Origin of the sequence: Veillonella infantium (assembly GCF_002959895.1) — a bacterium.
In the GTDB taxonomy this organism is placed as follows: domain Bacteria; phylum Bacillota; class Negativicutes; order Veillonellales; family Veillonellaceae; genus Veillonella; species Veillonella infantium.
The window spans coordinates 20,439-33,726 of the sequence record NZ_PPDD01000010.1; the positions used below are offsets into that span (position 1 = coordinate 20,439).

Here is a 13,288-nt window from a genome sequence, read left to right on the forward strand (position 1 = left end):
ATTCATACTGAACTATAGTAAGTCGAGGTTAGTAGCATGAAACGTATTGCATTTATAGATTTAGGATCCAACTCCGTTCGTTTTGTCATTTATGAGATTTCTAAGACCGGTAGTTATCGACTCATATATCAAGAAAAAGAAAGTGTCCGCTTAAGTGAAAATATGTGGGGCACTCATGAGTTAACAAAAGAGGCAATGGAGCGTTCTTTACGCGCATTAAAAGGCTTTGTTCATATGGCGGATGCTATGGAGGTAGATACCATAAAAGCCGTTGCTACGGCTGCAGTACGTCTAGCTAAAAATGGAGATGCTTTTATTAAAGCTGTAAAAGAACTAACTGGTCTTAATTTAGAATGTATTGCTGGTGAAGAAGAGGCTCGCCTTGGATTCCTTGGGGTTATTAATACGATTGGGCTCAAAGATTTTATTATCTTTGACTTAGGTGGTGCTAGTACAGAGGTAACGCTAGTAAAAAATCGACATATCGTGAAAGCTGTTAGCTTACCTATAGGGGCTCTAACTTTAACAGGAACCTATCAAAAAGGTGATGAGTATACTCCTAAAGAACTAGAAAAGATGACGAAGGCCGTAAAGAAAACCATTAAGGAACATACGTGGCTTCAAAATATAAAACTACCTCTATTAGGTATAGGTGGTACAGCTCGTAATATTGCTAAAATAGACCAACGTAAGCTAGCATATCCTATTACGAAACTACATAATTATGAGCTACCATATCATAGATTTCACGAAATCTTGGAAGATGTAAAAAGCAAATCCTTAGAGGATCGTAAAAAAATTAGTGGTTTATCATCGGATCGTGCAGATATTATTATTGCAGGACTTACTATAGTGGATGAACTATTTAACTATGTAAATACTAAGACACTCGTTGTGGGCGGTTGCGGTTTACGGGAAGGTTTGTTTTACGATTATTATGGAGAAAATTATTTAGGTGGAAATTCAATTATCGACGATATTTTAGTCCACTCTGCGGAAAATGTGCTGCTAGGTATGACAAAGCATGAGCTAGTGCATGCTAAGTATATTACGAAATTAGCTACCACTCTGTATGATGCATTAGAGCCACTCCATAAGGCGGATAAGAATTTTAGACGATGCTTAATCGCAGCGGGATTATTGCATGATATAGGCAAACGCGTTAACTATTATAGTCATGCCCGCCATGGTTGTTACATGTTAGTTAATAGTAATTTATATGGTATTTCCCATGTGGAACAAGCTTTTAGTGCATTTTTAGTGATGAACTCTCATGGATTGACGCCAAAGGAATATAAAAATTTCTTATATGGTAAATTATTAGATCAAGAGCAACGCTTATTAGGGCAAAAACTTTCCATTATTTTAGCCATAGCAGAGGCTCTTGATGAAAGTCATGAACAATTTATTAAGCGGTTAGAGGTAAATATTAAATATACGAGTGTAGTTATAAAGGTATTTTACCTAGAGGGACGCGATGTAAGTGTCACAAAAACTGCTGTAGAAAAGCTTTCAAAATCTTTTAAAAAGGAATTCAAGAAGACATTAGAAATAGAGTGGCATGAATCTCGTAAGGAGGCATAATGGTATTACCAAAAGCATTACAATATGCGGTGTTACATGTAGGCTCCAGCAGCATGAGCATTACCATATTAGAATATAAAGGCATAGACGATGTACGTGTTATCGATTATGCAGCGCGAGAAGTAACCTTTGGGGAAGAATTATTTCAAACCTCTCGGTTGAGTTTTAAAACAATTGAAGAAATCTGTCATATTTTAAAAGGATATAAACAATTAATGGCCGATTATGGCGTGACTCGTTCCAAACTATATGGTACGACAGTAATACGTGAGGCTGCTAATCGTCGTAGTATTTTAGACCAAATTTATATTCAAACAGGGATGCGTGTTGAGGTCATCGATATGCCGAAAGAGGTATATTACAAATACGCCTTGCTATATTACAAGATGACACATCAATACCATCTGACTGATCCTACAAAGGCTACATTATTCTTAGATATTACATCTGGTGGGGTTGGTTTAACAGTTTGGCGTGGTGAAAGCTTACTGTTCCAACGCAATATGCATAGTGGTTCCTTACGTGTTATGGAGTCCTTTAATCGAAATCAACGATCTTCTATATCATTTCCAAGGGCTATTACGGAATATTTACATCGTATGATTGGACCACTCCGTGAAGAACTACAAACCTTTAATATTGATAGTATTGTCTTATCTGGTGACGAAGCGCAATATATGACTCATTTAATGGGACAAGAAAATAATAAAGAAGATATCATTACTGTTGAGCCAGAACGATTTAAAGGTCTTATAAATTCTTTTGATGGTGTAACTGCAACAAAGTTGATGAACCGTTATAAATTACCTGAATATAAGGCTAATATTTTAATGCCTACCATGATTTTGTTTAATGAAATTATTACGGCTATAGGGCCGAAATCATTAATTTTTAGTAGCTTTTCATTCTCTCAAGGCATTAGTTGGTTCTATGGGGTAGAGTCAGAGAATAATCCATTTATGTATCAGTTGCGGGAGCAAAATGCACAGTTAGCCCGTGCTGTGGCCGCAAGATATCATACAGACCGTATTCATGATGCGGAGGTAGAAAAGTTTAGCGCTTTATTCTGTAAAGCTTTACGCCATAAAGGCTTACCGGAACGATGGGGATATTTATGTAGTATAGCTGCCATTCTTTGCTCGGTTGGCAAGTTTGTAAATTTACGAAATCATGGAGAGCATGCCTATCATATCGTAATGGGAACCGATATATTTGGGCTTTCAGAAGAAGAAAAACAAGTGGTAGCTAATGTTGTATATTACCACTACAAGGGAACACCAAATGATGACGATGCGTATTTCAATGCATTAACAGAATTACAAAAAATTCAGGTTACAAAGCTAGTAGCAATTATTCGTGTGGCTTGTGCACTCGATGCGGGGAGCAATCAAAAAATCTCTGATGTAACATTGGAAGAAAGAGATAATGTACTATATGTATTCTGTCGTACTAATGAGGATATCTCCTTAGAATGGTGGACCTTTAATCGAGATTCTGAATACTTTACAGAGGTATTTGGTATGGAAATCGTACTAGTAAGGGGAGGGAATCGTCATGTTCAATAATGCAAAGTATTATTTTAACCGTGAATTGTCTTGGTTAAAGTTTAATCAGCGCGTCCTATTAGAGTCTATTGATACAAATACTCCTTTATTAGAACGACTCCGATTTATTGCCATTGCTAGCTCTAATTTAGATGAGTTCTTTATGATTCGCGTAGCTGGTTTACGCCATCAAGTTGTGAATGGCATTGTTAAGTACGATGCTGCTCATATGGATGCTAAGGCACAGTTAAAGGCTATTGATGAATCTGTACAACGTCTCGTATCGATGCAAAGTACGTATTTGAACAACGTACTGACTGAGCTTGAATCATATGGCTTCTATTTTACTAAACCCGATCAGTTAGATGTAAAATCAAAAGCTTGGTTACGTCATTACTTTGAAGAACATATTTATCCTGTAGTAACACCATTGGCTGTTGACTCTGGTCATCCATTCCCATTTTTAACAAATCATACGATTAATGCTATTGTGCGTATCTTTCAAATACAACCAGATGGTACTAAGGATTATAAGATTGCTATCTTGCCAATTCCATCTGTACTCGATCGTATTATTGAAATCCCAAGTCGAGGGAATAAGGAGCATCGATTTGTTTACCTAGAGGATGTCATTACATATTATGCAAATCAGTTTTTCCAAGGTTATGGCATCGAAGATTATATGGTGTTTCGAATTACTCGTGATGCGGATTTAGAAATCGATGAAGAAGAAGCCACAGATTTGCTATCGGAAGTAGAGGCATCTTTGCGTCGTCGCCGTCGTGGTGATGCGGTACGATTAGAGGTGTGCGGTGAGGTAAAGGATAATTTATTAGACTTTGTGCTTACTAGTGTTGAATTAGAAGCAAAGGATGTATACCGTATAGATGGTCATCTTGATTGTCGTATGTACTTTGATTTCTGTAACTATCAAGGCCTTGACCATCTTCGTTATGTGCCATTTGAACCTAAACTACCTAGTGAATTAGTTAATCATGAAGGTGAAAGTCTATTTTCTGTTATTGGAAAACAAGATCTTTTCGTCCACCATCCTTTTGAGTCTTTTGGTGTAGTAGAACAATTTATTGCACAAGCAGCTACAGATCCAGATGTGCTCGCTATTAAACAAACCTTGTATCGCGTAAGTGGGGATTCTCCAATTATTGCATCCTTGATTAAGGCTGCGGATAATGGGAAGCAAGTAACTGTACTTATGGAGGTTAAAGCGCGCTTTGATGAAGAGAATAATATCCATATGGCACGCCGCTTAGAAAAGGCAGGTTGTCATGTAATTTATGGTTTGAAAGGTCTTAAAACTCATTCTAAGATTACCATGGTTGTGCGCAGAGAGGATGCAGGTATTAGACGTTACGTTCATTTAGCTACAGGTAACTATAATGGTAAGACGGCTCGCATGTATACGGACTGTGGCATATTTACGTGTAATGATGAATATGGCGATGATGCATCTCGTTTCTTTAACTTAATTTCTGGCTATTCCGATCCTCCAATTTGGAATAAATTTATTGTCGCCCCTTTAAATTTGCGGGAAAAAATAATGGAATTAATTGACCGAGAAATAGAATTCGCTAAACAAGGTGAAGAAGCATATATTATTGGTAAAATGAATTCCCTGCTTGATAAAGAAGTTATTGCTAAATTATATGAAGCCTCTGCTGCAGGTGTTCGCATAGATCTTATCGTTCGTGGTATTTGCACACTAAGACCTGGTATTGCCGGTGTCAGCGATAATATAACGGTACGTTCAGTGGTAGGACGGTTCTTGGAACATCATCGTCTATTCTATTTCCGAAATGGGGGAAATGAAAGTCTATTCTTATCTAGTGCAGACTGGATGCCAAGAAATTTAAATGAACGTGTAGAACTTATGATTCCTATTGAAGATAAACAACATAAGGAGCGCGTTAAAGGTATATTGGATTTATATTTAGAAGATACCTTAAAAGCTCATATTATGAGAGCCGATGGTTCATATCGTAAAATTAATGATCGAGAACATCCAATTTCTGCTCAAGAAGAACTTATGAAAGAGGCTATTGCCTATGAGCATAAGGAGTCAATGACCGTAATTGAGCGTTTACAACCAATGTTTAAAATGAATAAATAATGAAATTCACACGTAGTGTTGAATGATGAATTTTAATACATTTTCATAATAGTGAAAAAGCCTGTTTTTACAGGCTTTTTTACATGTATATATTTTTTAAAATGAGATAAAAATGAAGTTTTGCGATGCGTAGAAAAAATTGGTAACAATTCAAAAACACATAAAAATACAATTTATATTATAAAAAAAACTAACATACTATATATAGTAGTGGTATCGTATATATGTACACAATTCGGAATATATTGTATAGTATTAAGAAATATCGATATGTACGTACGCAGTGGACTTTTGCGAAAAATATAGAAAATAAAATAACTTAAAACTCAGTATTCACAAGCGTTTATCTCTTATTGTTAACCTATATCGTTTGACAGGTTATATCTATCTGTAGTAGAATAGTTACATTACAGGAGGGATTACAATATGAGAATTCATAAGACACACAAACGATATATTTCGTCTGTTGTTGCAGGATTGATTGTAACAGCTGTAACTATGACAGGTTTTTCTTATAATGATAAAACTGTTACCGTTATGGTAGATGGTGCAGCACACACTGTTAGAACGCATTTAAATTCTAACGAAGGTATCGTACGCGATGCTGGGGTTAAATTAAATCCAAATGATAAAGTTATTTCCAGCTCAACATCTGTTCAAAATGGTACAACATTAACTGTTGTACGTGCCATCCCAGTTTACGTAACTGTTAATGGTAAAACTAGAGCTGTTTTCACTACAGAAACAACTGCACAAGGCGTTGCTAATGAACTTGGTTTTAAAATGCCTAACTATGCCGTAGTAGGTGATACAAATGGTTCTGTATTAAGTGGTACACATATCACAATTGCACAAGTAACAAGCCGCTCCTTGTCCACAGTAGATCAAGAAATTGCTATTCAAGTAATTCGACAAAAAGATGATACAATGGCACAAGGTGAAGAAGAGGTTGTTCAAGTTGGTCAACCTGGTTTAGAACGTGTACAACGTGAAACATTATATAGTAATGGTACGGTTATTAAGACAAATGACGTATCTAAAGTAACACAACGCGAAATGGTACCTACTATTATTAAAGAAGGTACTCGTGAAGTGACTACATCTCGTAATATAGCTGGTCGCTCATCTCGTGCTATTGTAATGGAAGCTTCTGCTTACCTTGCTGGCGATGGTGATGGCGCTGGTATTACAGCTACTGGTGTACCTGCAGTACGTGGTATTGCAGCTGTTGACCCAGATGTTATTCCATTAGGCACACGTTTATTTATTCCTGGTTACGGTGAAGCTATTGCAGCCGATACAGGTGGTGCTATTGTGGGTAATAAAATCGACCTTGTAATGGACTCTTATGGTGAGGCTATGGACTTTGGTCGCCAAGACGTTACAGTATACGTATTGGACTAATATAATAATTTAGAGGATATATCTAATAGATATATTCTCTTTTTATTTGGTTTATATAGTTATCGCCTGCTTAGTAAATATATATCATAATATATCATACTTAGTAAGCAATCATTATGTATACTAAAAGGGCGCCTTATGATTAAGGCGTCCTTTTTTAGTCTTCAATATATGGAATTAGATATTCGTATTTTGTACCTTTTAATTCATCTTTCGGGATAAATCGTAAAGCAGATCCATTGATACAGTATCGAAGCGATCCATTTGGACCATCTTCAAATACATGACCTAAATGGGAGTTACCAATGCGGCTGCGTACTTCGATACGATTCATACCATGTGAGTCGTCTTGATAGTATTTAATGACATCTTTAGCGATTGGTTTCGTGAAGCTAGGCCAACCACAGTGAGATTCGAATTTATGAGCAGAAACGAAGAGGGGTTCTCCCGTAGTGATATCTACGTAAAGGCCTGCTTTGAATTCATCAGTTAACTCATGACTGAATGGCGCATCTGTAGCAGAGTTTTGTGTAACTTCGAACTCTTGCGGAGATAAAGTCTTAAGATCTTCCTCAGAAGGCTTGTTATATGCATTGTCATCTACAAGTGGTTCATCAGATAGGCCAAGTGGAATATGACAATAGCCATTAGGATTTTTATCTAAGTAATCTTGGTGATATTCCTCTGCAGAGTAGTAGTTTGATAGAGGTAATACTTCAATAGCAAATGGCTTACCTTCGAAGGATTGAGCACGTGCTAATGTACTTTCAATAATAGGCTTGTCGGCTGTATCGATATAGTAAATACCAGTTCGATATTGAATACCTACGTCACCACCTTGTTTATTAACACTGAATGGATCAATGGCGCGTAAAAAGTATTGAATTAAGTGGTCTAAGGAGAGTACGTCCGCATCGTATGTAACTTTTAGTGCTTCCACGTGACCACTATCATGACAGACATCTTCATAACTTGGATTTTCCGTAGGCCCATTGGCATAGCCTACTTCAGTGGAAATGACGCCAGAGATTTTTTTGATATACCCTTGAAGGCCCCAGAAACAACCGCCACCTAAATATATAGTATGTTCATTCATTCAATCACCCCAAACTTCGTGAGCTATTTCTTTAACTAATGCAAGTTTAGCCCATTGTTCTTCTTCAGTCAATTGATTGCCGATTTCACAAGATGCGAAGCCGCATTGAGGGGATAGGCAAAGTCTATCGAGAGGAATATATTTGGTAGCTTCTTTGATTCGTTCCTTGATGATTTCTTTATCTTCTAATTCAGGGCGTTTGGATGTAATCAAGCCTAATACAACCTTTTTATTAGGAGACACTTCGCGCAATGGCTCAAAGCCACCGGAGCGGTCATCGTCGAATTCTAAGTAGTACGCATCTACATTTTCTTTAGCAAATAAGATTGGTGCAACTGGTTCATAACCGCCACTAGCAGCCCAAGTAGAGTTGTAATTACCACGGCATACATGAGTTGTGAAAGCTAGGTCATGAGGTCGGCCTTCTAAGGCTAAATTATTAATGCGTAAATATTTGGCTGTTTCTCCTTCAATAGTTACACTTTTGTCTTTTTGACGACCAGTCCAATAACCGTGGTCACAGCACATACCCCAAGTACAATCGTCAAATTGAATGTTGCGGCAACCTGCCTCGTAGAGGTCTTTAATAACTTGACGATATGCAGCAGCAATATCTTGAATTAACTCTTCTAAGTCAGGATAGAAGGAACGTGTTGTAATACCATTATCTTCGCGGAATAATTCAGCTAAGAATTGAGATGGAGCAGGAATAGTTTGACGAGCTGTAGTATGTTCATCTTCAAACTGTTTTACAAATTTGAAATGCTCTACAAATGGATGGTTAGTGCCTGTGATTTTACCAGTAAGTGCGAGGGAACCAGGCGCTGTTTCTTGACCAACGAATTTATAACCGTGTTCAAGTTCAATTTCCTTTACGCCATTGAATCCCCACATGAAATCTAGGTGCCAATAGGCACGGCGGAATTCACCGTCAGTAATAACAGGAAGTCCTGCAGCTTTTTGTTTTTGAATGAGGTCTGTAATGAGACGATCTTCTACAGCTGTTAGTTCTTCCTTAGTAATATTTCCTTTTGTAAAAGCTTCACGAGCTTCTTTTAATTCTGCTGGGCGTAGGAAAGAACCTACGATATCAAAATGGAATGGTGCTAATTGTTTGGACATATATAATCCTCCTTATATTAAACGGTATAACCGATAGATTCGATAGGTTTATTATAACTAAGGATGAGCATATATAAAAATATCAATATATTAATGTTGCACATAGTTTTTAGTTATATCTGTGCATTATTTTATGGATTTAGTTATATCAAAATATGATGTTAATTTATAGTGTTGAGTTTTATGGATATGCAAAAAAGCACTCCCTAATAGGAGTGCTTTTACTTGCAGTTAAACTATTATGAAGAGTCATTTAAACTATCATCAAATATAATACGATATTATTCCTTTGTTTTAGGTAATTTAATGTGTCTACCATAGTTCCCTACATATTGTTCTAACGCGTGGATATATTCTTGCCCTAAACGGCTACGATGCATTTTGTTATTTGTAATGTAACCGATATGCATTAAACCTTCCTCTGCAAGAGGCACGGAAATGATATTTTCACCGTTTACTTCCTCATCTATTACGCCACTAGATACGGTATATCCATCTAGACCAAGCAATAAACTGAAGAGGGAAGCCCGATCGCGTACCCGAATATGTTTTGGACGGACAACGGTACTGAAAATCTCTTCAGAGAAATAGAAGGAATTGTGATCTCCTTGTTCGAAAGAAATATAAGGATATTCCTCAAGTTCATCCATAGACACTACATCTTTATTTGCTAATGGATGGTTTTTGCCAATAAAAATATGAGGATGAGCAGTAAATAATTCTGTAAAGGTTAATTCATTAGTGTGAATTAATTTTTCTAATACAGGGCGATTAAAATCATTATAGAAGAGCAAACCGATTTCGCTCTTCATATGAGCTACGTCATCGATGATTTCATAGGTTTGTGTTTCTCGTAAGGATACATCATATTGATCAATGTCTGCACCTTTTAAAAGCTCTACAAAGGCATTTACTGCAAAGGAGTAATGTTGTGTAGAAACAGAAAATTGCTTTTTACCACCGCTTTGGCTTTTGTATTGTTCTTCCAATAATGCAGCTTGTTCTAGTACTTGACGTGCATAGCCGAGGAAACGTTCCCCTTCCTTAGAAACAGTAATCCCTTTATTGGTGCGGTCGAAAATGGTAATACCCATTTCCTTTTCTAATTCTTTAATGGCCTTTGTTAAGCTTGGTTGAGAAACGAAAAGTCTCTTGGCAGCCTCACTAATACTGCCTATATTTGCAATGGTTGTGACATACTTTAGTTGTTGTAAGGTCATAATGGCCTCCTTTTATATATTACACTACTTATACTACTCGATTATAAGTATTTAAGCAATGTTATATATGTGTTACAATGTACTAATAGAATAAAGGAGGACCTATGCTTAAACAAGTCATCGTGGTAGAAGGAAAATCTGATATACAACGTATTGCACAAGCTGTGGAAGCAGATTGCATTGCGACAGAGGGTTTCACACTCCGTAAAGGTGTTATTGATATGATTCGCGTAGCCTATGAAAAAAGAGGTATTATCATATTAACAGATCCTGATACAGCAGGGGAAAGAATTCGTCGTGTATTAACAAAAAAATTCCCTAATGCTCAGCATGCTTTTGTTCCTCGTGATGAAGCTTTTGCGAATGATGATATTGGCATAGAACAAGCATCGCCTGAATCCATTAGAAAGGCACTATCTACATTACATGTAGAATCTTTGGAATCATCCAACGAATTTTCTATGGTGGATCTAGTTCGTCATGGACTTTCAGGTATGCCAGATAGTGCTGCCCGCCGTGCGATTATTGGTGCTAAGTTAGGTATTGGTTATGGCAATGGCAAGCAGTTCTTATACCGCTTAAATCATTATGGTATAACTCGAGATGCTTTTGAAGAGGCTGTGAATTGTTAAAATAGGAGTTAAGATGTTAGAATCAGTAATTGCAAGCCCTGAGGTAGTGCATTATATATGTAAACGCTTCGATATTAAAATGAGCAAGAAATTAGGGCAGAACTTTCTTATTAAACGCGGCATTGTTGATGAAATAGTACATGCTGCAGAATTGACACCTGGTGAACCTGTACTAGAGGTAGGTCCTGGCATCGGTACATTGACACAGGGGTTAGCACAAAGTGGGGCAGATGTAACGGCCATTGAACTCGACAGACGTTTATTAGAGGTCCTAGACACTACTTTGGCCTCCTATGATAATGTACGTATTATTCATGGGGATGTGTTGAAACTTGATGTACCATCCATCATGAATCATAAACCATTTAAGGTGGTTGCCAATTTACCGTACTATATTACAACACCTATTATTATGTCTTTATTGGAAAGTAAATTACCAATTGAGCGCCTCGTTGTAATGGTGCAAAAGGAAGTTGCCTTGCGAATGGTAGCTAAGCCAGGTACAAAGGATTATGGTGCATTATCTGTAGCGGTACAATATTATACTGAACCGGATATTGTGCTTGATGTACCACCTAAATCCTTCTTGCCAGCTCCTGCGGTAACGAGTTCTGTCATTCGCTGCGTATTACGTGATAAACCACCTGTTGATGTGATTGATGAGAAATTATTCTTCCGAGTAGTGAAAGCTGGTTTTGCACAACGACGTAAAACATTCTCTAATACGATGAAGACAACGGGATTATCAAAAGATCGAATTGAAGAGCTGTTAGCAAAAGCAAATATCGATGGTCAACGAAGAGGGGAAACATTTACCCTTCAAGAATTTGCTGATGTGGCCAATGCGTGGGCTTCTTTAATTAAATAGTATAATGTAAAAAGAGCTTATTAGATTGATAATATCATTCTAATAAGCTCTTTTATGTTAATAAGCTTTTATTAAGCTAATAGGTTTTTGCATAAAAAAGGACCCAAATGGGTCCTTTTTGATTAGTAAAGAATGCCAGCCATTGTTGTAATAAGGAAAGCATTTGCAAAGTCGATTAAGAATGCACCTACTAAGGAAACTACGAGCCATGCACGAGGGGATGGACCGTGTTTGCCCGCCAAGGATAACATGTTAACCAAAGCATTTGGTGTAGCACCTAGACCGAAGCCGATAGCGCCCGCGCCAAGCATAACTGCATCGTAGTTGCGACCAAAGATAAAGTAGATAAGGTATGCAAATACACAGATAAGTGCCATTTGTGCAACTAAGATTGTAATAAGAGGTAATGCAAGATCAATCAATTGAACTAGTTTCAAGCTATTGATAGCCATTGTTACGAATAAGGATAATGCTACATTGGATACTGCATCGAGAGCTGCATCGTTGATTTTGTAAGCTTTTGTAAAATCACCAAAGTTACGAATTACAGCTGCACAAATCATGGCACCGATATATGCAGGAAGTGGGGTTAAGATAGACAAACCAGCACTTACGATAGTACCGATACCTAGAGCAAGGCCAATCCACATACAGATTGTTAAAAGATCTTGAGCGTTGAATTGTTTGCCACCACTTTCAACGTGATCTTCGATCATGTCGATGCCTTCATCTTCCATTAACTCAGGATTTTCGTATGGTGTTTTAACTTTGTGCATTTTAATAATGCGTTCGCCTACAGGAGCACCTAGAATTGTACCAGCAACCATACCGAATGTTGCGGCTGCAACCGCTGCGGATGCTGTACCAGGAATGCCAAGTAATTGTTCGTAATATGGACCGAAGGCACCAGCCGTACCAAGACCACCAATCATAGATACGGAGCCCGCCATAATACCGATGATTGGTTCAATGCCTAAAGCTTTAGCAATCATAATACCTGCAGTATTTTGTACAACAATCCATACAGCACAAGCGAGGAAGAAGAAAATAATAAAGATACCGCCCTTTTTGAGGACTTTTAATGATGCCATCAAACCGATGGTAGTAAAGAAGGCAAGCATTAAGAATGTTTGTAGGGAACCTTCAAAGGTAATGTTCAAAATTTTGTAGTAAGAAAGAATAGCAGTTAAAAATGCAAATGGCAAAGCCCCTACAGCTGGTGCAGGCATACACATACGTTGTAAGAACTTGGAATGTTTGTTAATCCAAGTACCAATGAATAACGTGATTACAGCAAGGCCTACAGTTTGGATCATGGACAGTTTTAAAGTCCATACATCGTTGACTAACGCTAAGTCAATAAGTGGCATAAAATCACTCCTTTAAAATAAAAAATAAAACTTATATTTTATGGTATCATGAATGGTCGAAAAAAACTATAGAATATATAAGGTATAATAATTATATATTATTTATTTTCAACACTCACAACAACATTAAAACCATTTAGTTATTATATACCTATAATTAGATATATATCTTTTTTAATACATTTATATTATATACAAAAATACGAGAAAGTAATAGTAAAAATCACTTCTTTACATAATCATACTATATGTATTCGACTAAATTCTGTGATATTCCTGCCTATTATAAAAAAATAAACTGGAATATATTTCTAATTTTT

The 13,288-nt window shown here is 37.0% G+C and carries 10 protein-coding genes; 6 read left to right on the plus strand and 4 right to left on the minus strand.

The features are described 5' to 3' along the window. The first annotated feature begins 36 nt into the window (after positions 1-36). From ppx to VCHSUH03_RS06295, 4 genes are all read left to right on the plus strand, one after another. Positions 37-1,584 (plus strand): exopolyphosphatase, encoded by a 1,548-nt coding sequence (ppx, locus tag VCHSUH03_RS06280; RefSeq protein ID WP_105094416.1) that lies wholly within the window; start codon positions 37-39, stop codon positions 1,582-1,584. Then, positions 1,584-3,149 carry a Ppx/GppA phosphatase family protein gene (locus VCHSUH03_RS06285; RefSeq protein WP_105094417.1) on the plus strand — a complete coding sequence of 522 codons (1,566 nt, stop codon included), beginning with the start codon at positions 1,584-1,586 and terminating at the stop codon, positions 3,147-3,149. Before ppx ends, VCHSUH03_RS06285 begins: the two co-directional genes overlap by 1 nt. Then, positions 3,139-5,256, plus strand: a complete 2,118-nt coding sequence (gene ppk1 / locus VCHSUH03_RS06290; protein WP_105094418.1) for a polyphosphate kinase 1 — start codon at positions 3,139-3,141, stop codon at positions 5,254-5,256. Before VCHSUH03_RS06285 ends, ppk1 begins: the two co-directional genes overlap by 11 nt. 426 nt (positions 5,257-5,682) lie before the next feature. Further along, complete coding sequence (locus VCHSUH03_RS06295) at positions 5,683-6,660, plus strand: 3D domain-containing protein (protein ID WP_105094419.1); 978 nt, start codon at positions 5,683-5,685, stop codon at positions 6,658-6,660. 157 nt (positions 6,661-6,817) lie between these two features. Here the strand turns inward: VCHSUH03_RS06295 and msrB are convergent, their stop codons facing one another. The 3 genes from msrB to VCHSUH03_RS06310 form a co-directional block, all read right to left on the minus strand. Next, positions 6,818-7,756, minus strand: coding sequence for a peptide-methionine (R)-S-oxide reductase MsrB (msrB, locus tag VCHSUH03_RS06300; RefSeq protein ID WP_105094420.1), 939 nt, complete (start codon positions 7,754-7,756; stop codon positions 6,818-6,820). After that, entirely contained in the window at positions 7,757-8,878 is a 1,122-nt protein-coding gene (locus VCHSUH03_RS06305; protein WP_105094421.1) for a 5-methyltetrahydropteroyltriglutamate--homocysteine S-methyltransferase, read from the minus strand. It abuts the gene before it with no gap. A 281-nt stretch (positions 8,879-9,159) separates the two neighbouring features. After that, positions 9,160-10,098 carry a LysR family transcriptional regulator gene (locus tag VCHSUH03_RS06310; protein ID WP_105094422.1) on the minus strand — a complete coding sequence of 313 codons (939 nt, stop codon included), beginning with the start codon at positions 10,096-10,098 and terminating at the stop codon, positions 9,160-9,162. A gap of 104 nt (positions 10,099-10,202) precedes the next feature. On the opposite strand from VCHSUH03_RS06310, the gene rnmV reads away from it, so the two are divergent. Continuing rightward, complete coding sequence (rnmV, locus tag VCHSUH03_RS06315; protein WP_105094423.1) at positions 10,203-10,730, plus strand: ribonuclease M5; 528 nt, start codon at positions 10,203-10,205, stop codon at positions 10,728-10,730. A 13-nt stretch (positions 10,731-10,743) separates the two neighbouring features. Continuing rightward, positions 10,744-11,598 (plus strand): 16S rRNA (adenine(1518)-N(6)/adenine(1519)-N(6))-dimethyltransferase RsmA, encoded by an 855-nt coding sequence (rsmA, locus tag VCHSUH03_RS06320; protein WP_105085385.1) that lies wholly within the window; start codon positions 10,744-10,746, stop codon positions 11,596-11,598. Between the two features lie 122 nt (positions 11,599-11,720). Here the strand turns inward: rsmA and VCHSUH03_RS06325 are convergent, their stop codons facing one another. Continuing rightward, positions 11,721-12,968, minus strand: a complete 1,248-nt coding sequence (locus VCHSUH03_RS06325; RefSeq protein WP_060924806.1) for a sodium/glutamate symporter — start codon at positions 12,966-12,968, stop codon at positions 11,721-11,723. Between the last annotated feature and the right edge of the window lie 320 nt (positions 12,969-13,288).